This window comes from Brevundimonas basaltis (genome assembly GCF_014202075.1).
GTDB lineage: Bacteria > Pseudomonadota > Alphaproteobacteria > Caulobacterales > Caulobacteraceae > Brevundimonas > Brevundimonas basaltis.
Window position 1 is genome coordinate 61,152 of record NZ_JACHFZ010000001.1, and the last position, 21,809, is coordinate 82,960.

Consider the following 21,809-nt stretch of genomic DNA (forward strand, 5'->3'; position numbering starts at 1 on the left):
AGCGGCTGAGGCGGCGAGAGGGGAGCCCCCGCGGCGTTCGGGTGTTAGGGTCACGGTTCAAAGGGGAGTCGGCCATGCTGCGGTTCATCGTCCAGTTTCTCGTCACCTGCCTGGCCCTGTGGCTGGCGGCGCAGGTCGTGCCCGGCGTCGGGTTCAGCGATACGACCTCGCTGCTGCTGGCGGCGGTGCTGCTGGGAATCGCCAACGCCATCGTCCGGCCGATCCTGACCATCGTGACCTTCCCGCTGACCATCATAACGTTCGGCCTGTTCCTGCTGGTGGTGAACGCGGCGACCATCGGTCTGGTGGCGGCCCTGCTGGGCGGGTTCGTGGTCGACGGTTTCTGGGCGGGCATAGGCGCGGCCATCGTCACCGGCGTGGTCAGCTGGATCGCGGGCTGGTTCATCGGCGACAAGCGGGACTGAGGCCATCAGCCGCCCCGGCGGAAGGGCGACAGCTCGGCGGCCATGACGCGGATCTCGGTGTCGACCGCGGGCCGTTCGCGGGCGAGGTAGCCGGCGACCGGTGCGCGCAGGGCGGGGTCGGCGATGTAGTGGGCCGAGTAGACGGGCGAGGGCAGGTAGCCGCGAGCGATCTTGTGCTCGCCCTGGGCCCCGGCCTCGACGCGGGACAGGCCGCGCTCGATGGCGAATTCGATGGCCCGGTAGTAGCAGAGCTCGAAATGGAGGAAGGGCACGTCCTCCAGCGCACCCCACTGGCGGCCGTAGAGGGCGTCGCGGCCGATCAGGTTCAGGGCCCCGGCGATCGGCGTCCCGTCGCGGAAAGCCATGATCAGGGCGATCCGGTCGGCCATGGTCCGGCCGATCCGGCTGAAGAAGTCGCGGGTCAGATAGGGGCGGCCCCATTTGCGCGAGCCGGTGTCCATATAGAAGGCGAAGAAGGCGTCCCAGTGGGCCTCCTCGATAGCGGCGCCGGCGAGGACGCGGATGTCGAGGCCGGCGTTGGCCTCACGGCGCTCGCGGCGGATGGTCTTGCGGCGGCTGGAGGAGAGGGCGGCGAGGAAGTCGTCGAAGGTCCGGTAGCCGCCGTTGCGCCAGACGTACTGCATGTCCTGGCGCCGGAGCAGGCCCGCCTCGCCCATGGCGGTCCAGTCGTCGCGGGTCGGGAAGTTGACGTGCAGGGAGGAGACGCCGAGCCGTTCGGTCAGGGCGACCGCGCCCTGCAGCAGGGCCTGACGGACCGTGGTCGGGTCGGCGTCGGGATGGGCGAGGAAGCGCGGACCGGTGACCGGGGTGAAGGGCACGGCGGCCAGCAGTTTGGGATAGTAGCGGCCGCCGGCGCGCTCATACGCCTCGGCCCAGCTATGGTCGAAGACGTATTCGCCCTGACTGTGGCCCTTGAGCCAGAGCGGCATGACGCCGAGGACGCGTCCGGCCTCGTCGCGCAGCGACAAATGGCGTCCGGCCCAGCCCTGATCGGGCGCGGCGCTGCCCGAGGCCTCGCAGGCGTCGAGGAAGTCGAACGAGACGAACGGGTCGCCGCAGGGAGAGGCGCAGGCCTCCCACGCCTCGCGGCCGATGTCGGCGACCCGATCGTGGACGCGGAGGGTGAAGGTCAACTCCGCTCATCCCCACCCGTCATTCCGGAGCCCGGCGGAGCCGGGAATCCGGAACCCAGGGCCGCAACGCAAGTGATCGGCGCGCTGTGAGGACCGCGCCTGGTCCTCCTGGGTTCCGGGTTCCGCTGCGCGGCCCCGGAATGACGGGAAAGAATGGGGTTCGGGATCAGCGGACTTCCACGATGGCGTCGACCTCGACGGCGAAACCGAGGGGGAGCCGGTAGACGCCGACGGCGGAGCGGGCGTGGCGGCCCTTGTCGCCGAAGGCCTCGACCATCAGGTCGGAGCAGCCGTTGATGACGGCCGGGATGGCCTCGAAGTCGCCGGCGGCCTGGACGAAGCCGCCCAATTTGACGACCCGGACGACGCGCTCGAGGTCGCCGCCGAGGGCCGCCGACATCTGGGCCAGCAGGTTGATCCCGCACAGGCGGGCCGCGGCCTTGGCCTGGTCCGCGGAGACATCGGCGCCGACCGTGCCCTTTACGCCGCCCGAGGCGTCGTTGGACAGCTGGCCGGAGATGTGGAGCAGGTTTCCGCTCTGGACGAACGGCACATAGTTGGCCACCGCGCTGGCGGGTTCCGGCAGTTCGATGCCGAGTTCGGCGAGGCGGGCGGCGACGGTCATGGCAGGCTCCTGATTGAGATTTTGGAGGCGGTTTAGCGCGCGGGAAGGGCGGCGTCGATGCGACGGCCGTGACATGAACCGATCGAAAAAACGGTGTGGCAGAGTCGGCAGAGTCGGCGCCGGAGGGAGCAGACGGCGGCTTCGCGCCTGGACGGCGCGGCGTGGGTTCGATTGTCAAAGACCGGTCGACGGCGAAAGGCCGCATTATGCGCCCGCCGGCCTATCCGGATGGAAGATTGATTCTGGATTTGGCCAAGTGACGGAAAACGCAGCGGAACGTCTCCACAATCCGACTATAAATTCGCGGATTGTCAGCACAGCGTCATGGGGGAGAAGGATCAGGTTTTCAGGGCCCGGCCCGCGACCACGGCCCCGGCGCCGAATTTGGCGCGGAGGCGGTCGATGGCGGTTTCGGTCTTGAGGGTGCGGGCCTCGGGGGAGTCGAACAGGGCGGCAGGGCCGTCGACGGCGTCCTGGATGTCGCCCATGCCGATGCCGATCAGGCGGTAGGGGCGGCCGAGTTCGGGGGCCATCAGTTCCCGGGCGGCGGCGAACAGGGCGCGGGCGGTCTGGATCGGCTCCGGGACCGTGACGCGGCGGGTGAGGATCCTGAAGTCGGTGCGGCGCAGCTTGAGCACGATGACGCGGCTGGCGACGCCGTCGCGGCGAGCCTTGGAGGCCAGTTTCTCGCACAGGGGCCAGAGTTCCGCCTCAAGGTCGGCGGCGGTGGTCAGGTCTTCGTTGAAGGTGGTCTCGGCGCTCATGCCCTTGCGGTCGTGTTCGGGCCGGACGGCGCGGGCGTCGCGGCCGTGAGCAAGGTCGTGCAGGCGCAGGCCGGTCTCGCCATAGCGTTTGACCAGATCGCGGACGTCGGCTGCGGCGAGGTCGCCGACGGTGGCGTAGCCGTCGCTCTGCAGGGTTTTGCGGAACACGGGACCGACGCCGGGCAGGATGCCGACCGGCTTCGGCGCCAGCAGGGCCTGCGCCTCGGAACCAATGACGGAGAAACCGCGCGGCTTGTCGAGTTCGGACGCCACCTTGGCGAGGAAGCGGTTGCTCGACAGGCCGATCGAGACGGTCAGGCCGACCTCGGCCTCGATGCGCTGCTGCAGACGGATCAGCTGGAAGGCGGGCGGACCGCCGTTGAGGCGTTCGGTGCCGGCCAGGTCGATCCAGGCCTCGTCCAGCGACAGGGTCTGGACCAGCGGGGTCAGTTCCCGCACCGCCCCGAAAATCTGCGCGCTGGCGGTCTTGTATTTGGCGAAGTCGGGTTTGATGACCACCGCGTCGGGGCAGGCCTTGAGCGCCTTGTACATCGGCTGGGCCGAGCCGACGCCGTAGAGGCGGGCGATATAACAGGCGGTGGTGACCACGCCGCGCTTGCCGCCGCCGACAATGACCGGGACGTCGCGCAGTTCGGGTCGGTCGCGTTTCTCCACCGAGGCGTAGAAGGCGTCGCAGTCGAGGTGGGCGATGGTGAGGGTGGAGAGCTCGGGGTGGGCGATGACGCGCCGCGAGCCGCAGGCGGGACAGCGCTCGACGGGGGCGTCGGCGGCGTGGAGGCAGTCGCGGCAGATGGACGTCATCGGAGGGGGCGGGTCATGGCGTGGGCCATTATCGGCCAATCGATGGCTCGGCCCCAACCCTTTCGTCATCCTCCGGCGAGCGTAGCGAGACCGGGGGACCCAGCGGCGCCGAAGGCGATCTGTTCAAGCAGGCTGTCGTGAAGGCGCGCTCCCGACAGCTTCGCGCTCGCGCGCGCCGCTGGGTCCCCCGATCGCGGCGCTGAGGCGCCTTGCCGGAGGATGACGAAATGGAGGGGCGTGGCTCGCCGCCGACTTCACGTCAACTTAAGAGAAGCGGAGCAAGACTACACCCGAAGAAGGCGATCAAGCCTCCGCGCAACCGCGCTTCCGAGGAAGCGGAACAGGCCGGGTGATGATGTCGAAGACGGTCCTCATCGTCGAGGATAACGAGCTGAACATGAAGCTGTTTCATGATCTGCTCGAGTCCCAGGGGTACCAGACCCTGCAGACCCGCGAGGGCTTGCACGCGCTCGCCCTGGCGCGACAGCACCGGCCCGACCTGATCCTGATGGATATCCAGCTGCCCGAGATCAGCGGCCTGGAAGTGACCAAATGGCTGAAGGACGACGAGGAACTGAACCACATTCCCGTCATCGCCGTCACCGCCTTTGCCATGAAGGGTGACGAGGAGCGGATCCGGCAGGGCGGCTGCGAGGCCTATATCTCCAAGCCGATCTCGGTGAAGCATTTCCTCGACGTCGTGCGCAAATACCTTGGGCCGGTGGAGGCGCTGGTCCCATGACGGCGCGGATTCTCGTAGTTGATGACGTCGAGCCAAACGTACGTCTGCTCGAGGCCAAGCTGACCCTCGAATACTACGAGGTGTTGACGGCGATGGACGGGGCGACAGCGCTGGAGATCGCCGCGGCCGAGCGGCCGGACATCATCCTGCTGGACGTGATGATGCCGGGGATGGACGGGTTCGAGACCTGCAAGCGGCTGAAGGCCGATCCGGTTACGCGGCACATCCCGGTGGTGCTGGTCACAGCGCTGGACGGCCGCGAGGACAAGATCAAGGGACTGGGCGCCGGAGCCGACGACTTCGTCACCAAGCCGATCGACGACGTCATTCTGTTCGCCCGCGTGAAGTCGCTGGTGCGGCTGAAGGCGGTTATGGACGAGCTGCGCGAGCGCGAGGAGAGCGGTCGGCGGCTCGGGGTCGACGCCGACGGCGCCGGCCGGCTGCGTGGCTCGGGCGGGCGGGTGCTGATCGTCGACGACAATGAGCTGCAGGCCGAGAAGATGGTCACCCATCTGGGCGGCGAGCACCGGCCGGTGGTCGAGACTGATCCGGCGGCGGCGCTGATCGCGGGTCGGGGGCCGATCGACCTGATGATCGTCAATGTGTCGAGCAGCGGTTTCGACGGTCTGCGGTTCGTGGCCCAGGCCCGCTCCAGCGAGGCCTCGCGGCGGACGCCGATCCTTGCGGTGGTCGATCCGGCCGACCGGCCGCGCCTGCTGAAGGCGCTGGAGCTGGGGGTCAACGACATCCTGCCGCGGCCGGTCGATTCCGAGGAGTTGATGGCCCGGGCGCGGACGCAGATCCGGCGCAAACGCTATGCCGACTTCCTGAAGGAAAAGCTGGATTACAGCCTCGAGATGGCGGTGACCGACGCCCTGACCGGGCTGCACAACCGCCGCTACATGGCCGGTCAGTTGCAGGCGATGGTCGGACGGGCGGCGCAGGGCGGCGACCCGGTGGCGGTTCTGGTCATGGACATCGACCACTTCAAGGTGGTCAACGACAGCTTCGGCCACGACGCCGGCGACGAGGTGCTGCGCGAGTTCGCGGTGCGGCTGGCGACAAACGTGCGGGCCATCGATCTGCCGTGCCGGTTCGGCGGCGAGGAGTTCGTGGTCGTCATGCCGGGGGCGACGCTGGAAGCCGCCTCGCGGGTGGCCGACCGTATCCGCCGCGACATCGAGGCCCAGCCCTTCCCGATCATGGGCGGTGCCGAGGGTTTGACCATCACCGTCTCGATCGGGGTCGCGGCCAGCATCGCCGGAGACACGCCGGAAGCCCTGCTGAAGCGGGGCGACGAGGGGGTCTATGAGGCCAAGAGCCAAGGCCGGAACCAGGTGATTTCGCGGGCGGCGTAGGCCTGGGTCCTGGCGCCGATCGATGATCTCGTCCGCTCAACTCAAATCCCGTCATTCCGGGGCCGCTTAGCGGAACCCGGAACCCAGGAGATCGAACCGACGGCTTCCGGCTCGGCCAAGACCAGTTTCCAGACGCCTGGGTTCCGGGTTCTGTACCCGGCTGCGCCGGTCCCAGCCCCGGAATGACGGGATGGGAATCAGGGAAAACGGTCAGGGTTGAATGGTGATCGAACCTAGCGACTCATCCAGGGCTTGGATTTGCCGGCGGCGATGCTGGCGGCCTGTTCGCGCTGGAAGCGGCCGCCGCGGGGCGGTTTGGGCCGGGCGTTGATGATCGCCTGTTTCAGGCGGAGCGCCCGCTGGATCGGGGTCTCGGAAGCCGGGGCCTGCGCGTCGTCGTCTTGAGCGGTCATTCGGCAACCTAGCACGCCCGACAACGAAAAACGCCCGGTCATCGCTGACCGGGCGTCTCAGAATTCGTCAGGCGGTCAAGGGATTACTTGATCTTGCCTTCCTTGAACTCGACGTGCTTGCGCACGACGGGGTCGTATTTCTTGACGACCATCTTTTCGGTCATGGTCCGGGCGTTCTTCTTGGTGACGTAGAAGAAGCCGGTGTCGGCGGTCGAGTTCAGGCGGATCTTGATGGAGGCGGGCTTGGCCATCGGACAATTACCTTTGCGACGGCGAAAGCCGCTGGAAACGAGAGGCGCGGAACATACTCAGGCGCGGTCGGAAGTCAACCGGGCCGGAAGCCGATTGAGCCGGGACGCGGGAGGGGGCAGTGTGCGGGGATGAAAATGCTCAAGCTCGCCGTGACGGCGCCGGTTCTCGCCCTGCTCGCCGCCTGCGCCACGGCGCCCGAGCCGGCCCATCCGCAGGACGCCTTCATGGCGCGGCTGAACGCCCTGTGCGGGCAGACCTTCGAGGGGCGGGTGACGTCCGACGACCCGGCCGACGCCGACTTCCGGGCCAGCCGGCTGGTCATGCAGGTGCGCGACTGTTCGCCCGGTGAGGTGGGGATACCGTTCGCGGTGGGCGAGGACCGGTCGCGGCGCTGGATCGTGACGCGGACGGCGGACGGGTTGCGGCTGAAGCACGATCACCGCGACGAACAGGGCGTCATCCACGGCTATCACATGTACGGCGGCGACACGGCGGGGACGGGCACCGCGTGGCGACAGGAATTCCCGGTGGACCGCGAGTCGATCGACCAGTTCATCGCCGGCGGGGCGCAGGTCTCGACGACCAATGTCTGGGCCATGGAGGTGCATCCGGAGCGGATGTTCGCCTATGAGCTGCGCCGGCCGAACGGGCGGTTCCTGCGGGTCGAGTTCGATCTGACGCGGCCGGTTGCGGAGTAGTCAGGAAAAGGCGCGGAGGCGGTCGAGGAGGGGCTGGAGGCCGGGGATCAGGGGCTCGATCTCGGCGGCGTTCTTCTTCCACTTGCCGGCCTTGGGCGGGGTCAGGGTGTGGCGCGACGGGGGCAGGTCGCCGCCGGTGCGCTCCGTCAGGGCCGCGTCGAATTCCAGATCGGCGAAGCCGCAGACGGCGCGGATGACGGCGGCGGGATCGGCGAGGAAGTCGCTGTAGCGGACGACGTGGCGGCGGTCGGCGGGGAGCTGCTCCAGATCGTCCATGATGGTCTGGTTGGTGGTCGCCCACTGATAGGCGGCGATCTCGGGCAGGGGCCTGCCCTTCAGGTCTTGCCAGCCGGGCGGCAGCAGCAGGGACCAGGGGCCGTCCCATCCGGGCAGCTGGGGATAGGTGACCCAGCCACCGGCGCGCCAGGCGTCGATGATGCTGGAGATGTTCTCCTCCGGTTCGCGCCACAGGAAGACGAAGCGGGCGTCGGGGAACAGGGCGTTGAAGAAGGGGATGCGCAGGGCGTTCTTGGGCGTCTTCTCCAGCAGGCGGACGCTGTCGGCGTCGGCGGGGGCGCCGGCGGCGCCGACCAGTTTCCCGGCCAGACGGGACTTCATGGCCAGGGCGATCTCGGGCGTCAGTTTGTCGGCGGTCAGCCGGTTGGAGTCCACGCCGGGCGCGCCGGGCAGGAACATGCGGAAGCCCTCGACCAGCCAGTGAGCCTCGCCGCCGGGATTGTGCAGCTGGGGCGTGACCGCGAGGGTCTCGAACAGGGCGGTGCTGCCCGAGCGGGGCGCGGCGACGATGATCACCGGGCGGTCGTAGTCGGGGGTGCGGACCACGGGGCGGGCGGCGGGCGCGGGGGCGGTGGAGGGTGCGCCGCCGACCGCGCCGACTTCGGGATTGACGGCGTAGGTGCCGATGCGCTGGCCGATGACGCGCAGCACCGGCATCTGGTTGGAGCGCACGCGCAATTCGTCGCCGAGAGCGTTGACCTGCTGCAGCAGCATATCCAGCCGCTTGCGGTAGTGGGGCACGCCGCGGTCGGTGTCGGCGAACAGGGACCACAGCTGGCGCCAGTCCTGACGGAAGCCGTAGACGACCCGCTCATAGGTCTGCATCTGCTCGCGCCCGGCGTCGCCGGCCTTGAGCGAAATCGTCTCCTCGACGAGATCGCGCAGCAGGTCGTCGACCTCGGACGGCGGCATGACGCGGTAGATGTTGTGCTGTTCGGTGGCGATGCCGACGCGGGCGCCGGGCTGGTAGGGAATGGTCTGCGGCTCGATGGTCTGCGTCGCGGCGGCGTGGGCCATGTCCCAGAAGCGGCTGTTGCCGGTGGTGTCGGCGACGAGGTGGATGCGCTCGATGTCGGAGTTGTTCTCGACCTTGTGGGTGCGCCAGTTGTCGAAGATCCACGACTCGCCCTGGGCCATGTGCACGACCTGGTCGCCGCAGAAGAATTTGACATCGGGGGTGGTCACGATGGGGACATGCATCCGCACCCGGTGGAACCAGTGGTAGTTGATGTCGGTGTGCAGCGGCACGGTCGCGCCGGGCCCAAGCTTCATCAGGCGGGAGCGGCTCCAGACCACGCCGAAATGGGCCAGCACCTGCTGCAGATAGGGCGAGGCCTTGAGGTGCGGCGTCATGGCCATGGCCCCGGCCACGTCATCGTTCTCGCCGCCGCCGACGGTGATCAGGCGCAGGGCGCTGTTGCCGTCCAGATTGTTCGGGTGGCGCGCCCAGGCGTCGGCGGGCAGGGCCGCGACCTCTTCCTGCAGCCGGGCGGCGTCGAACCGGAACGGCAGCTTGATGAAGGGGGCTTCGAGTTTCATGCCGTCGGCATACCGGCGGGCGGAGGCGGGGTCAAAGCGCGCGCCACGGGCGGAGCGGGTGAACGGTGGCGCAGGTCGGCGAGCCGTCGTGGCCGCGGCCCGGCAGGACGACCTCGAGCGTGCGGCCCGCGCGGGCCCGGTCGAGCAGCGGCGGCGGGATGTCGTGAATGTCGATCTTGGCGCGACGGGACCAGCAGCTGGCGTGGTCACCGGCCGAGGTGCCGACGCGGATGTAGACGAAGCGGCGGGCGGGGCCCTCGCGTCGGACGAAGGGGCCGAGGACGCGGTTGTCGTCGGACAGGCGGATCGGGACGTCGAACGACAGGGCCGCGTCAGACGCGGTGACCGGTTCGAACGGCGCGTCGTCCTTCTGCAGACTGTAGCGCACGCCGGGGACCGGATCGGCGATGGTCAGGCGCAGGGTGATTGGGACATCGGTCATCCCGGCACGCTGCGGCGTCAGGCCCGGTCGCGCAACGTCATCAGGAAGGCCTCGGCTTCGTCAACGCGGCGGAAGACATCCGCCGCGTCTCCCGTGATGCAGCCGCGATCCCAGCCGAGTTCCTGATCCTCATGACCCGGCTGGGACCAGACGAGCCGGCCGTAGGGCAGGTCGGCGACGACCCTCTCGCACTCGAAGCCCGCGCCCTCGTAGGGACGGAACAGATCCCGGACGCGGTCGAAATCGGCCGGAGAGACGGCGAAGGTCGTCGTCCTTCCGTCGCGGTGGGCCCAACTCGCATCGCCGCCCCGGGGAATGTCCCAGCGCTCCTGCATATTGCCCCAGGAAAGCCAGGTGAGAGTCATCCGCGTCGGATCCGGCAGGCCGGGAGGGGGGACCCAGCGTTCCTCGGCCATCGCCTTGACGGCGTAGTAGGCGCGACTGATCCCTCTGCCGGCCTCCCTGTGCCCTTCGGCGTAGCAGATCGATTCATGAGGCCGGCGTGTTTCGACGCCGTTCTCGCGCCAGACGAGGTAGCCGTTGTGTTCCCAAGGTTCCTCGCGGGCGCAGACCAAGCCTTTCTCGCGGTAGGGCTGAAGCAGGTCGCGGATGCGGACGTAGTCGTCATGGGTGACGGGGAAGAGGTAGTCTTCCTTCTCGCTGAGCGTGAAACGCGCCGCGCCGCCGTCCTCGATGGAAAAGAACATCGTGGCTGGGCTGTAGACCACCTCGATCCTGTCCGGCGGACCGGCGGGCGTGGCCGGCGGCGTGTGGGTGGCGCAACCGGTCAGCAGGGCAGTCGCCGCGATCAGCAGAGTGCGCATCAATATACCTTCCCTCTTTCCGGGCGGGCATTAGACCGCAGAGGGAGCCCCCCGCACAACCCGAAGTCCGTCGGCGTCAGGTCTGGTCAGTTGAGGTGCTCGATGACGTGGCGTCCGCGTACCATGCGCACGAAGGGAAGGGGTCGGTCGGGGGCGGCGAGGCGTTCGGCCACCTCGCCCAGCACGAAGCGGGTGATGGCGGGGACGTCGACGGCGCGGGCCTTGTCGAGCGGCAGCCAGGCGATTTCGTCCAGTTCGCCAGAACCGGCGGTGGGCTCGGGATGCAGCAGGGCCGAGGCGTCGGCCATGAAGAAGCGGGCGTCGAAGCGGCGGGTGCGGCCGGGCGGGGTTACGGCGCGCGCGATGTAGGACAGGGCCGCGAGGTCGGGCAGGGCGCCGACGGCGCGGAACTCGCGCCACGGCCCGGCGACGGAGGCGGTCGGGGCCGGCTCGGCCAGCAGCAGGCCGGTCTCCTCGAAGGTTTCGCGCACGGCGGCGAGGGCGAGGGCGCGGGCGCGGCGCAGGGTAATCTCGCGGGCAAGACGGCGGATTTCGGCGGGCGGCAGGTCGTTGGCGGCGGCGGCGGCGTGATCGGCGCGCTCGATCCGCCCGCCGGGGAAGACCCATTTGGAGGCCATGAAGACGTGTCCGGGGGCGCGGCGGCCCATCAGGACCTCGGCCCCGCTCGCGCCCCGGCGTGTCAGGATCAGGGTGGCGGCGTCCTTCGGGCGCTGACGGCCGCCGACACGCGGGGCGTCGGCGAGGTCGCGGGCGGCGTCGAAGGGATTACTCGTAGCGGTCACCCTGGACGATTAGCACGTTGAGGTCCCGGGTCGGGGTGAAGTTGGCATGGCGAACCTCGAATTGGGTCGGGCTGATGCGGCGTACGCCCTCGGCGCAGAAGCTGACGACATTGTCCTCGGAGCCCTTGTCGACCACCAGCCGGAAATCGCCGATGGGACCGGACCAGTTGGCGCCGGTGACCAGGGTGTAGTCGAGCCAGGAATCCCGCATCTGGAGGCCGTCGGCCTGTCTGCGCGCGACGGCGGCCCGCACCGGCTCGTCGATGCAGTATTTGCTGTCGTATTCGGGCCAGTGGTCGCCCGGCCTGCTCACCCCCGTGGCGGTCGTGCCGCCGACAACCGGAACATAAAGGTGTTCAATCCGGACCTCTTCGCCGGGGTAGAAGGTCTGGGTCCAGTAGTGGGTGGTCTTCAGGGTCCAGAGCCCGAAACTGGACCGGCTGCCGTCGTCGTGGACATTGCTTTCCATCAGGCCGTCGGCGACCAATTTGGCGATCTGGGCTTCCGAGAGCTCGCTCACGGGCCCTTCGAGCGAGTCGAAGTAGGGGATCAGCGGCAGGCCCAGCCGCTGAAGCCGGCGGGTGACGTCGACGCCGTCGAGCATGGCCTTCTGCTCGACCTGGGTCGGGACGGAATAGCCGTCGATGCGGGTGATGAAGGGCAGGGTCCGCATCGGGTCCGGCGTCGGCCCATTCACGCTGCCCATCCAGTCCGGCTCGATGTCCGGCATCGGGAAGGCGACGATGGTCTCGATCGCCTCGTCGGTGTGGTTGAGGAAGCGGTAGGTGACCCGGACCTCGTCCCTCGACAGGTACAGGTCCTCGGACAGCATGGTGATCCCGTCGGTCTTCTCCAGCACCAGGCCGCCCGCGCCCATCGAGGCGACGGTGTCGTTGGCGGGCGCCGGGGCGGCCGCGAGCAACGCGGCGACGGCCAGAGCCGTGGCGAGGGTCGAAGTCAGGCGTATCATGGCGTCCTCCCGTTCAGCGACCAAGGCTAGACGAAAGGAGCCGGGACACGAAATCCATCAGTCGGGCCGGCTCTCCATTAGCGCCGCTTGCCCTTGCGAACGCCCTTGAGGCCGCCGGAAGGTTTGCCGCCCTTCGGCTTGGGACCACCGGGGCGGCCGCCGCCGCGCTTGGGATAGCCGCCGCCCTTGTCGCCGCGAGAGCGGGCGCCGAGGCGAGGCGAGGGGGCGTTGGGGTCGCGCGGGGCCGGGTCGGACAGCATTTCAAACACCAGACCGCCGGTCACGGGGGTGGCCTCGACCAGCTTGACCTCGACCGTGCGGCCGAGGGTCCAGCGCTGACCGCTGCGCTCGCCGACAAGGGCGTGGGTGCGATCGTCGTGGTGGAAATATTCGCCGCCGAGGGTGGAAACCGGGATCAGGCCGTCGGCGCCGGTCTCGTCCAGCCGGACGAAGAGGCCGAAGCGGGTCACCCCGGTGATGCGGCCGGTGAAGGTCGCGCCGACGCGTTCGGACAGGAAGGAAGCCATGTAGCGGTCCATGGCGGCGCGCTCGGCGGCCATGGAGCGGCGCTCGGTCGTGGTGACCTGTTCGGCGATGGCCGGCAGTTCGGCGATCTCGCGGTCGGTCAGGCCGTCCTTGCCGAGGCCCAAGGCGCGGATCAGGCCGCGGTGGACGATCAGATCGGAGTAGCGCCGGATCGGCGAGGTGAAGTGGGCGTAGCGGTCGAGGTTGAGGCCGAAATGGCCAACGTTCTCGGGGCTGTAGATGGCCTGCATCTGGGTGCGCAGAACGACTTCGTTGACCACCTCGGCGTGTTCGCCGTCGCGGGTCTCGTCGAGCAGTTTGTTGAACCGTTTGGTGGTGGCCGGCTCGCCCTTGTTCCACGGCTTGCCGATGGTCTGGAGAAAGTCGCCGAGGTTGAACAGCTTCTCCTGACTGGGGGCGTCGTGGACGCGGTAGAGGAGGGGGACGCGCTTCTGCTCCAGCGTCTCGGCGGCGCAGACATTGGCCTGGATCATCATCTCCTCGATCAGGCGGTGCGCCTCCAGGGACTTACGGGGAACGATCGAGCCGATGCCGCCGCCCGGGTCCATCAGCACCTTGCGCTCGGGACTCTCGATGGCCAGCGGGCTGCGCTTTTCACGGCCCTTGAGCATGGTCCGGTAGGCGTTCCACAGCGGGCAAAGGATGGCCTCCATGATCGGGCCTGTGACGTCGTCGGTCCCGCCGCCGTTCTCGACCCCGTCGACGGCGGACTGGGCCTGTTCGTAGCTGAGGCTGGCGTGCGACCGCATCAGGCCACGGAGGAATTTATGGCCGGTTTTCCGGCCGGCCTTGTCGAAGACCATGCGGACGGCCAGGCAGGCGCGGTTCTCACCCTGTTTGAGGCTGCACAGGCCGTTGGACAGGACCTCGGGCAGCATCGGCTCGACGCGGTCGGGGAAGTAGGTCGAGTTGCCCTTCTCGCGCGCCTCGCGGTCCAGCGCCGTGCCGGGGCGGACGTAGGCGGCGACGTCGGCGATGGCGACCCAGACGATCCAGCCGCCCGCGTTCTTCGGATCCTCGTCACGCTGGGCGAATACGGCGTCGTCGTGGTCGCGGGCGTCGGCCGGGTCGATGGTGATCAGGGGCAGATCGCGAAGGTCCTCGCGGCCCTTGAGGGTGGGCAGTTCCTGATCCTGGGCCTCCTGAAGGACCTTGTCCGAGAATCCCATGGGGACATTGTGGGCAGCGATGGCGATCAGGGAGGCGGCGCGCGGGTCGTCCTCGCGGCCGATGGTCTCGAGAATCTTGCCGCGCTTGGGGCCGTAGCGCTGTTCGCCCTTCTCGATGGCGGCGAGCACGAGGTCGCCGTCGCGCAGGCTCTCGGCCTGGGCGTGTGGGACCAGCAGGACGTCCTTCGAGCGGCGATCGACGGGCTCGACCCGAACCTCCCTGTTGGACTTGCGGATGACGCCGAGGACGCGGTTCGCATCGGTGTCCAGCACCTTGATGATGCGGGCTTCCCAACCGTCCTCGCCGCGCGAGAATTTGGCGAGGACGCGGGCGCCGAGGCCGGGGGCCGCTCCGGTCTTGCCAGTGTTATCAGGGACGAGGATGGCTTTCGGCGCATCGGGCGAGGCCTCGACGAGGCGGACGTAGAATTCGCCGTCCACATCGCGTTCGACCACGTCGGCGACGCCGACGGGGGGCAGGGCGCCGGCCTCGGAAAAGCCCTTGCGGCCACGCTTGCCGAGTTTGCCCTCGGCCTCGAGCTCGCGGATCATTTCGCGCAGGGCGCGGCGATCATTGCCCTTGAGGCCGAAATGGCGGGCGATGTCGGTCTTCTCGGCCGATCCGGCTTCACGCAGGAAGGCGAGGAGGGCAGCTTTGTCGGGGAGGCCGGCGGCGGGCCGGCGGGGAGGTTTTGTCATTGGAATCCTGTGATAGCGCGGGTTCGAGTCAAAGGACACGCCGCGCGGGAGGGGCGGTGAAGGTTGGCGGGCCAGCCGGCATGGGCGGTCATTCCGGGGAGACGGCGCGGCCCCTGCTCCGTCTCGGGGCGGCCTGATCAGGCGAGCTGCGGTCCGGACTGTGCCGCCGCCATGGCCAGCGGCCCTCGATCTCGGTCTCCAGCGCGAAGCTGAGGAAGGTGCGGATGGCGACGATGCCGGCCAGAAGGCCGACGCTCTCGACCGTCAGCGGCGCGGTGACCGTGGCGATGATGTCGGCGCCGACGAGCAGTTCCAGCCCCAGCAGGATGCCGCGCCCGAGATTGGCGCGCGCGGCGTCATAGGCGGAGGCCCAATCCCGCGTGCCGAGGCCGCCCCGGAGGTAGAGCACCGCCGCGATCAGCACGGCGAGCAGGATCACGAGGACGCCGAGCATCTCCAGCACCATGGCGGCCAGGCGCGCCCATTCCATCAAGTCTCCCCTCCCGCCCAGGTCGGCGCCGATCATGCTTCAATCCCTCCTGACAGGACCATCGCGGCGGGCGCGGATTGGTTCCGGCGCGCATGGCTTGACCTGGGAGGACGGCGCGGCCAGCTTCCCGGCCGAACGTCACGGAGTATCTGAATGTCTCTCGCCCCCGCCCCAGTCCTGTCAGGACCCACCGGTTCGCTGCTGGACCTGATCGGCAAGACGCCGATGGTGGAGGTGACGAAGCTGGACACCGGGCCGTGCCGACTGTTCCTGAAACTGGAGTCCCAGAACCCGGGCGGGTCCATCAAGGACCGCATCGCCCTGTCGATGATCGCGGCGGCGGAACGGGAGGGCTTCCTGAAGCCCGGCGGCACCATCGTCGAGGCGACGGCCGGCAACACGGGACTGGCGCTGACCCTGGTGGGGCAGGCCAAGGGCTATAAGGTGCTGCTGGTCATTCCGGACAAGATGTCCAAGGAAAAAATCCAGCATTTGAGGGCGATGGGCGCCGATGTTCGTCTGACGCGTTCGGACGTCCCGCATGGGCATCCCGACTATTACACCGACATGGCCGAACGGCTGGCGCAGCAAATCCCGGGCGGATTCTACGTCAACCAGTTCGCCAACGACGCCAACTCCGAGGCGCATTTCAGGACCACCGGGCCGGAGATCTGGGAGCAGATGGACGGCAGGGTCGACGCCTTCGTCGCGGGCATCGGCTCGGGCGGCACGATCACCGGCATCGGCCGCTATCTGAAGAGCGTCGGCTCGGACGCGAAGATCATCCTTGCGGACCCGGTCGGCTCGACCCTGGCGGGGATCGTCAACGAGGGCGTGCCGGGTCCGGAGGGCAGCTACACCGTCGAGGGCATCGGGCAGAATTTCGTGCCGGATACGGCCGAGATGGATCTGATCGATAGCGCTTATTCCATCCCGGACGGCGAGGCGATCGCCACGGTGCGCGATCTGTTGCTGAAGGAAGGGGTGCTGGCGGGATCGTCGTCGGGCACCCTGATCGCCGCCGCCCTGCGCTGGTGTCGCGAGCAGACCGAGCCGAAGCGGGTCGTGACTTTCGTCTGCGACACGGGGGCGAAATATCTGTCCAAGGTCTACAATGACGCGTGGCTGGCCGACCAAGGGCTTGCCGAACGCGAGATCCACGGAGACCTGTCGGACCTGATCACGCGCAAATACGAGAAAGGCGACGTGGTGGTGATCAGCCCGGACGACACCCTCGACACGGCCTTCAAGCGGATGAAGGGGGCGGATGTTTCGCAGCTGCCCGTGATCGAGGACGGGCGGCTGGTCGGCATCGTCGACGAGAGCGACATCGTCCAGGTGATGCACACCGACGAGATCACCCGCGAGGCGCGGTTCAAGAAGCCTGTCGGCTCGGTGATGACGCGCGATCTGGACACGGTGCAGGTATCGGAGCCGCTGGAGGCGCTGATCCCGCTGTTCGACCGCGACCGGGTGGCCATCGTGCTGGACGGCGAGACCTTCGTCGGGCTGATCACGCGAAGCGATCTGATCAATCACCTGAGTTTGAACCGGTAGGCCGATGGGACGCAGCCGGCTCCTGATCGTCGTATTGGGGCTGGTCTGGTCGCTCGCGCCGGCGGCCCGCGCGGCCTGCGCCGACGACATTCCCCACGCGGCGACACGGGAGCAGACCAGCTACGCCAGCGGCGCGGCCACGGTCCGGGGACTGATCTATCGCCCGGCGCGGCCGAATGGCGCGGGGGTGGTGCTGCTGCACGGCGCGAGGGGGTTGGCGGCCGACGCGACGACCTTCGACCCGCACGCCGTCCAGCTGGCGTCTCGAGGCTACCATGTGCTGGTCCCGAACTACTATGACGCCGCGCCCGGTCGGGAGCGGCGCACCAGCCGCGACATGCGCGTCTGGCGCGGCGTGGCGCGGAACGGGGCGGCGTATCTGGCGCAGCAGCCCGGCGTGGAGGCGAATCGGGTGGCGCTGTGGGGCTATTCGCTCGGCGGCTTCCTGTCCGGCGAGGCGGCGATGGAGAGCGTGGGCGTGGCGGCTGCGGTCGCGCTGGCCGCCGGGCTCGACGGCGGCGAGATGGGCCGGGACCGGCGGGCGGTTCCTCTTCTGCTGATCCACGCCCGGACCGATCCGGTGATTTCGCCGATGTCGACGCGGCGCTGGGGCGACGGCTTGCAACGTCGGGGCGCGATGGTGGAGGTTCAGGCTCTGGACTGGGATGGGCATGGCTTCGATGGTCCGACCTGGTGCGACGTGTTCGGACGGACGCGGGCCTTTCTGGAGCGCGCCCTGGTCGGGGAAGGAGCTTGAGGTCATGACCACGGATCGGGCGCTCCGCCGGTCGGCACTGGCGCTGATCGGCCTTACCGCGATGCTGGGGAGCGGGCCGTCAACCGTCCTGGCCCAGGCGCAGGTCGGCGTGCCGGGCTGCACGGACGACGCGCCGGTCCGGGCGATGCGGGAGTCGATCACCTTCGACAGCCGCGGGCGGACCATCCGGGCCCACCTCTATACCCCCCGGGGAGAGGCCAACGGCGAGGGCCTCGTGCTGCTGCACGGCGGCACGGGCTTCGAGATGAACTCGATCCTTTTCGACGCTCACGCCATCCAGCTGGCGTCGCGGGGTTACCGGGTCATCCTGCCGGCCTATTTCGACGCGGCTGACCCCGATGCGCGGCGGCGGACCGCAGTGGCGCGAGCGTGGCGGCAGGCGGCGCTGGACGCCGCCGAGGCCCTGTCGGCCGAGCCGGGCATGGCCCGCGATCGGGTGGCGCTGTGGGGCTATTCGCGCGGCGCGGCGGTCGGGGCCGATGCGGCCACAGCCGAGGGCAGCGGCGTGCGGTCGGCGATCCTGGTGGCCGGAGGCGGGGCGGTCGAGGGCAGCGTCGCCGGACGGGACCTGTCGGTTCTTTTATTGCACGCGCGGCGCGACGAGGCCGTGCCGGTGCGCTCGACACTGCGTCTGGCGGAAGCGCTGCGCGAGGCGGGGGCGACTGTAGAGGTCCGGGAGCTGGCCTTCGACGGCCACCAGTACGACCTGCCGACCTGGTGCGAGGCGTTCAGAACGACCCGCGCCTTCCTCGAGAACCGGAGGGAGGCAGGCGATGGACCGGCGTAGCCTGCTGGCCGGCGCCGCAGCGGCGGGGCTGGCGGGGGCGGTCCGGGCGCAGGAGCCGGTCCTGCCGACGCCGACCTACGAGGGCATGACCTTCGACAGCCATGGCAAGACCATCCGGGCCATACACTACCGGCCGGTCGGCGAGGGGCGGCGCGCCGCCATCGTGATGATGCACGGCTCGGGCGGGCGGATCAGGAACCGCGGCCCCTGGCACGAGCTGGCCATGCGGTTCGCGGGCGAGGGCTACCAGGTGCTGACGCCGCTCTATACCGACGCCTTTCCCGACGACGGGATCCGGCCCGAGCGGATGATGGAGGCATGGCGCGACGTCGGCGAGCACGCCATCGACTGGTTCATCGACCGGGGCGTAGACCGACGCAGGACGGCGATGTTCGGCTACTCGTTGGGGTCCTATGTCGCCGTCGACGGGGCTCTGGGTAACAGCAGGGCGGCGGCGGCGATCGGGCTGGCTGGCGGGACGGACGTCTATACGCCGCGCGTGCCCCGGCGGCGGATACCGGTGCTGGTCATCCGGGCCGAGAACGACGACCACGTGCTGCCGCGCAATACGGCAGCGTGGGCCCGCTTCCTGCGCGACCATGACATCAACGTACGGGTTGAAGTGATCGCCGGGGCCGGCCATCTGTTCAGACCACGCGAGTGGGCCGAGATCTTCGCCCGCTCGGCCGAGTTTTACAGCGGCAACATCGGCCGCATCGATCAGGACACCGCATGAGTTCGCTGAAGAACAGCCAGGGTTTCTCGACCCGCGCCATCCACGCCGGTCAGCGGCCCGACCCGACGACGGGCGCGGTGATGACGCCGATCTACGCCACCTCCACCTATGCCCAGGAAAGCCCGGGCGTGAACAAGGGCTATGAATACGCCCGCGGAAAGAACCCGACGCGGGAGGCGTTCGAGGCCTGTCTGGCGGACCTTGAGGGCGGCACGCACGGCTTCGGCTTCGCCAGCGGCATGGCGGCGACCTCGACGGCGCTGGAGCTGCTGGACGCGGGGTCGCACATCGTCACCGGCGACGACCTGTACGGCGGGTCCTGGCGGTTGTTTGAGCGGGTGCGGCGGCGCTCGATGGGTCTGGACTTCGCCTACGTCGACCTGAGCGATCTGGCGGCGGTCGAGGCGGCGATCACGCCGAAGACCCGGATGATCTGGGCCGAGACGCCGACCAATCCGCTGATGAAGCTGGCCGACATCGCCGGCCTGTCCAGGATCGCGAAGGCGCACGGGCTCAAGCTGGTGGTCGACAACACCTTCGCGACGCCGTTCAGCCAGCAGCCGCTGAAACTGGGCGCCGACGTGGTGATGCATTCGGCGACCAAATATCTGAACGGCCATTCGGACATCATCGGCGGGGCGCTGGTCACCGGGGACCCGGAGCTGGCGAAGGAGATCAAGTTTCTCCAGAACTCGGTCGGCGGCATCATGGGGCCGTTCGACGCCTTCCTCGCCAACCGCGGGCTGAAGACGCTGGGCCTGCGCATGAAGGCGCATAACGAGAACGCCCTGGCTGTCGCCCGCTGGCTGGAAGACCGCAAGGGCGTCGCCAAGGTGATCTATCCGGGCCTGATCAGCCATCCGCAGCACGATCTGGCGGCGACGCAGATGAACGGGCGCTTCGGCGGCATGGTCACGGCGATCATCGACGGTGATCTGGCGCGCACGCGTCAGGTGCTGGAGCGGGTGCAGGTCTTCACCCTGGCGGAGTCGCTGGGCGGGGTGGAGAGTCTGGTCAACCACCCGGCCATCATGACCCATGCGAGCGTGCCGAAAGAGGTGCGAGAGGCCGGCGGCGTGACGGAGAACCTGATCCGGCTGTCGGTGGGCGTGGAGGAGGTCGAGGACCTGATCGCGGACCTGGATCAGGCGCTGGGGTAGGGGCCGGCCCAACGGTCCACCCTCGTCACGCTCGGGCAATATCGATCGCCGCCGAAGGCGATCTGTTCGGCCAGGCTGTTGGGAGCACCGGCATCCCCACAAGGTCGCCCTCGCGCGCCGCCGGGTCCCCGGTCTGGGCCGCTGCACGGTTTGCCGGCGCAAGACGGGACAGGAGGGTAGGTTCAGGCCGCCTTGCCGGGCAGCGCGGTCTGGTGGCCGGTGGCGGGGACGGCCTTCTTCTTCGCCGGGGCGCGCTTCTTCGGTTCGGCGACCGACTTGGGCGCGGCGGCGCGGCGGGCGGTTTCGGCGTCGATCAGGGGCAGGATATCACCGGCCGCCGTCATCTGGGCCGGCGTGCCGGCTTCCGACAGGCGGGCGGCGTTGGCGCGCAGGGCCTTCAGGTCAGGATCGCTCATGGCGGGGATCATGTCGGCAAGCGGGGTCATCGGCGGTCTCCGGAAGGCGGGGAAGGGGTGGTCGGGCCGGCGCCGTGATCGGCGGCCGGCCCTCCCGTCATTCGAAACCTATTCGGCGGCCTTCAGGCGACCGGCGGATTCCTTGCCCGAGCGCGCGTCGCGTTCGACCTCGTAGGAGACCTTCTGGTTTTCGTTGAGCGAACCCAGGTCCGAGACCTCGACGGCCGAAGCGTGGACAAACACATCCTTGCCGCCGTCGTCAGGGGCGATGAAGCCATAGCCCTTGGTGGAGTTGTACCATTTCACAGTGCCGGTAGCCATTTTCAGGACCTCCGCTAGCAGTTGACCGCCGGAAGAGTTCCGGGTCGGCCTGTCGGGTCTGAATGGGATCGGCTTTGGACCTCGGTGCGCGATGCAAAGGGCAGCAGCGTTTCGCAGAGAGATCGACGCTTATCAGGTGGGCGCTTCCGGCCCGAATAGCAAGAGCGGAGCGGAAACGCCCCCGGGCCGCCGGGAAGGAGGAACGGCGGCCCGGGGCTGGTCTCCACTAGTCGGGCATGGAGACGGTGTCGGTGACGTGGATGACGCCATTGGACTGGAACACATCGGCCTGGGTGACGGTGGCTTCGCCACCCTTTTCGTCGGTGAGGATCACCGAGGAGCCGCGCAGGGAGGCGGTCAGGGTTCCGCCCTCGACGGTGGTCAGCCGGGCGCTGCCGCCGCCGGCCTGGATCTGCTGGATCAGGTCGGCTGCGGCGATCCGGCCGGACACCACATGGTAGGTCAGGATCCTGGTCAGGGTCGCCTTGTTGGCGGGCTGGACGAGGCTTTCGACCGTGCCGGCCGGCAGTTTGGCGAAGGCGGCGTCGGTCGGGGCGAAGACGGTGAACGGACCCGGGCCGGACAGGGTCTCGACCAGGCCGGCGGCGGTCACGGCGGCGACAAGGGTCGTGTGATCGGCCGAGTTGACGGCGTTTTCGACGATAGTCTTGTTCGGATACATGGCCGCGCCGCCGACCATGGGGACATCCTGGGCCGGGGCCGACGCGGCGTCGGCGGGTTCCGGAGCGGGGGTTTCCGCGGCGTTCGAGCAGGCGCTGGCGAACATGGCGGTGGCGGCGACGCCGGCGACGAGCAGGGTGCGGTTAGCGGTGAATTTCATTTGTGTCTCTCCTGAGCGGCCGTTGATACGGCTCAGGACTGGAGACGAACGGGGGGCGCGGACGGATCAGAACCGCGGCTACTGGCCACACCGGGCCATCCGCCCCGGACGTTCATTCGTAGGGCTGACCCCGGACAGCAAAACGGCGGCGGGGCCGGAGCCCCGCCGCCGTTCGAAATCA

The 21,809-nt window shown here is 68.9% G+C and carries 24 protein-coding genes; 9 read left to right on the forward strand and 15 right to left on the reverse strand.

Annotated elements, in window-relative coordinates; all coding sequences use genetic code 11:
* Window positions 1–74 precede the first annotated feature (74 nt).
* The gene (locus HNQ67_RS00410) at window positions 75–425 is read left to right on the forward strand and encodes a phage holin family protein (protein ID WP_183251288.1); all 351 of its coding nucleotides are present in this window, start codon (window positions 75–77) and stop codon (window positions 423–425) included.
* Between the two features lie 5 nt (window positions 426–430).
* Here the strand turns inward: HNQ67_RS00410 and HNQ67_RS00415 are convergent, their stop codons facing one another.
* The 3 genes from HNQ67_RS00415 to HNQ67_RS00425 all read right to left on the reverse strand — a co-directional run bounded on the left by HNQ67_RS00415 (window position 431) and on the right by HNQ67_RS00425 (window position 3,790).
* Window positions 431–1,579 carry a GNAT family N-acetyltransferase gene (locus HNQ67_RS00415; RefSeq protein WP_183251290.1) on the reverse strand — a complete coding sequence of 383 codons (1,149 nt, stop codon included), beginning with the start codon at window positions 1,577–1,579 and terminating at the stop codon, window positions 431–433.
* Window positions 1,580–1,745: 166 nt separating this feature from the next.
* Window positions 1,746–2,204: a RidA family protein gene (locus HNQ67_RS00420; RefSeq protein ID WP_183251293.1), complete on the reverse strand. Its 459-nt coding sequence runs from the start codon at window positions 2,202–2,204 to the stop codon at window positions 1,746–1,748.
* Window positions 2,205–2,542: 338 nt separating this feature from the next.
* The gene (locus HNQ67_RS00425) at window positions 2,543–3,790 is read right to left on the reverse strand and encodes a DNA polymerase IV (RefSeq protein ID WP_183251295.1); all 1,248 of its coding nucleotides are present in this window, start codon (window positions 3,788–3,790) and stop codon (window positions 2,543–2,545) included.
* Window positions 3,791–4,145: 355 nt separating this feature from the next.
* Between HNQ67_RS00425 and HNQ67_RS00430 the strand changes: the two genes are divergently transcribed.
* Window positions 4,146–4,532, forward strand: a complete 387-nt coding sequence (locus HNQ67_RS00430; protein ID WP_183252679.1) for a response regulator — start codon at window positions 4,146–4,148, stop codon at window positions 4,530–4,532.
* Window positions 4,529–5,890: a PleD family two-component system response regulator gene (locus HNQ67_RS00435; protein ID WP_183251298.1), complete on the forward strand. Its 1,362-nt coding sequence runs from the start codon at window positions 4,529–4,531 to the stop codon at window positions 5,888–5,890. The genes HNQ67_RS00430 and HNQ67_RS00435 overlap by 4 nt, the downstream gene beginning before the upstream one ends.
* 233 nt (window positions 5,891–6,123) lie before the next feature.
* Here HNQ67_RS00435 and HNQ67_RS00440 read toward each other — a convergent pair whose 3' ends face one another.
* Both HNQ67_RS00440 and rpmG read right to left on the reverse strand, forming a co-directional pair.
* The gene (locus HNQ67_RS00440; protein WP_183251300.1) at window positions 6,124–6,303 is read right to left on the reverse strand and encodes a hypothetical protein; all 180 of its coding nucleotides are present in this window, start codon (window positions 6,301–6,303) and stop codon (window positions 6,124–6,126) included.
* An 83-nt stretch (window positions 6,304–6,386) separates the two neighbouring features.
* Entirely contained in the window at window positions 6,387–6,554 is a 168-nt protein-coding gene (gene rpmG, locus HNQ67_RS00445) for a 50S ribosomal protein L33 (RefSeq protein ID WP_003164451.1), read from the reverse strand.
* Window positions 6,555–6,683: 129 nt separating this feature from the next.
* Between rpmG and HNQ67_RS00450 the strand changes: the two genes are divergently transcribed.
* Complete coding sequence (locus tag HNQ67_RS00450; protein ID WP_183251303.1) at window positions 6,684–7,253, forward strand: hypothetical protein; 570 nt, start codon at window positions 6,684–6,686, stop codon at window positions 7,251–7,253.
* Here the strand turns inward: HNQ67_RS00450 and HNQ67_RS00455 are convergent, their stop codons facing one another.
* The 7 genes from HNQ67_RS00455 to HNQ67_RS00485 all read right to left on the reverse strand — a co-directional run bounded on the left by HNQ67_RS00455 (window position 7,254) and on the right by HNQ67_RS00485 (window position 15,068).
* The gene (locus HNQ67_RS00455) at window positions 7,254–9,089 is read right to left on the reverse strand and encodes a sulfotransferase (RefSeq protein WP_183251306.1); all 1,836 of its coding nucleotides are present in this window, start codon (window positions 9,087–9,089) and stop codon (window positions 7,254–7,256) included.
* A gap of 31 nt (window positions 9,090–9,120) precedes the next feature.
* Complete coding sequence (locus HNQ67_RS00460) at window positions 9,121–9,531, reverse strand: DUF5990 family protein (protein WP_183251308.1); 411 nt, start codon at window positions 9,529–9,531, stop codon at window positions 9,121–9,123.
* Window positions 9,532–9,548: 17 nt separating this feature from the next.
* Complete coding sequence (locus HNQ67_RS00465) at window positions 9,549–10,355, reverse strand: hypothetical protein (RefSeq protein ID WP_183251310.1); 807 nt, start codon at window positions 10,353–10,355, stop codon at window positions 9,549–9,551.
* Window positions 10,356–10,441: 86 nt separating this feature from the next.
* On the reverse strand, window positions 10,442–11,158 hold the full coding sequence (locus HNQ67_RS00470; protein WP_183251313.1) for an NUDIX hydrolase: 717 nt from the start codon (window positions 11,156–11,158) through the stop codon (window positions 10,442–10,444).
* Window positions 11,142–12,128 carry a DUF4424 domain-containing protein gene (locus HNQ67_RS00475; protein WP_183251315.1) on the reverse strand — a complete coding sequence of 329 codons (987 nt, stop codon included), beginning with the start codon at window positions 12,126–12,128 and terminating at the stop codon, window positions 11,142–11,144. The genes HNQ67_RS00470 and HNQ67_RS00475 overlap by 17 nt, the downstream gene beginning before the upstream one ends.
* 77 nt (window positions 12,129–12,205) lie before the next feature.
* Window positions 12,206–14,542, reverse strand: a complete 2,337-nt coding sequence (rnr, locus tag HNQ67_RS00480) for a ribonuclease R (RefSeq protein ID WP_183251318.1) — start codon at window positions 14,540–14,542, stop codon at window positions 12,206–12,208.
* Window positions 14,543–14,630: 88 nt separating this feature from the next.
* Entirely contained in the window at window positions 14,631–15,068 is a 438-nt protein-coding gene (locus tag HNQ67_RS00485; RefSeq protein WP_246347384.1) for a DUF1622 domain-containing protein, read from the reverse strand.
* Window positions 15,069–15,185: 117 nt separating this feature from the next.
* Between HNQ67_RS00485 and HNQ67_RS00490 the strand changes: the two genes are divergently transcribed.
* Genes HNQ67_RS00490 through HNQ67_RS00510 form a run of 5 tightly spaced genes read left to right on the forward strand, consistent with a single transcriptional unit; the run spans window position 15,186 to window position 20,050 of the window.
* Window positions 15,186–16,589, forward strand: a complete 1,404-nt coding sequence (locus tag HNQ67_RS00490) for a pyridoxal-phosphate dependent enzyme (RefSeq protein ID WP_183251320.1) — start codon at window positions 15,186–15,188, stop codon at window positions 16,587–16,589.
* A 4-nt stretch (window positions 16,590–16,593) separates the two neighbouring features.
* The gene (locus HNQ67_RS00495) at window positions 16,594–17,346 is read left to right on the forward strand and encodes an alpha/beta hydrolase family protein (protein ID WP_183251323.1); all 753 of its coding nucleotides are present in this window, start codon (window positions 16,594–16,596) and stop codon (window positions 17,344–17,346) included.
* 4 nt (window positions 17,347–17,350) lie between these two features.
* Window positions 17,351–18,154 (forward strand): alpha/beta hydrolase family protein, encoded by an 804-nt coding sequence (locus HNQ67_RS00500; protein ID WP_183251325.1) that lies wholly within the window; start codon window positions 17,351–17,353, stop codon window positions 18,152–18,154.
* Window positions 18,141–18,890 carry a dienelactone hydrolase family protein gene (locus tag HNQ67_RS00505; RefSeq protein ID WP_183251328.1) on the forward strand — a complete coding sequence of 250 codons (750 nt, stop codon included), beginning with the start codon at window positions 18,141–18,143 and terminating at the stop codon, window positions 18,888–18,890. The genes HNQ67_RS00500 and HNQ67_RS00505 overlap by 14 nt, the downstream gene beginning before the upstream one ends.
* Window positions 18,887–20,050, forward strand: a complete 1,164-nt coding sequence (locus HNQ67_RS00510) for a cystathionine gamma-synthase (protein ID WP_183251330.1) — start codon at window positions 18,887–18,889, stop codon at window positions 20,048–20,050. The genes HNQ67_RS00505 and HNQ67_RS00510 overlap by 4 nt, the downstream gene beginning before the upstream one ends.
* A gap of 182 nt (window positions 20,051–20,232) precedes the next feature.
* Here HNQ67_RS00510 and HNQ67_RS00515 read toward each other — a convergent pair whose 3' ends face one another.
* The 3 genes from HNQ67_RS00515 to HNQ67_RS00525 all read right to left on the reverse strand — a co-directional run bounded on the left by HNQ67_RS00515 (window position 20,233) and on the right by HNQ67_RS00525 (window position 21,628).
* Window positions 20,233–20,496: a hypothetical protein gene (locus HNQ67_RS00515; RefSeq protein WP_183251332.1), complete on the reverse strand. Its 264-nt coding sequence runs from the start codon at window positions 20,494–20,496 to the stop codon at window positions 20,233–20,235.
* A gap of 78 nt (window positions 20,497–20,574) precedes the next feature.
* The gene (locus tag HNQ67_RS00520; RefSeq protein WP_183251334.1) at window positions 20,575–20,787 is read right to left on the reverse strand and encodes a cold-shock protein; all 213 of its coding nucleotides are present in this window, start codon (window positions 20,785–20,787) and stop codon (window positions 20,575–20,577) included.
* Window positions 20,788–21,013: 226 nt separating this feature from the next.
* Complete coding sequence (locus HNQ67_RS00525; RefSeq protein WP_246347385.1) at window positions 21,014–21,628, reverse strand: fasciclin domain-containing protein; 615 nt, start codon at window positions 21,626–21,628, stop codon at window positions 21,014–21,016.
* Window positions 21,629–21,809 lie beyond the last annotated feature (181 nt).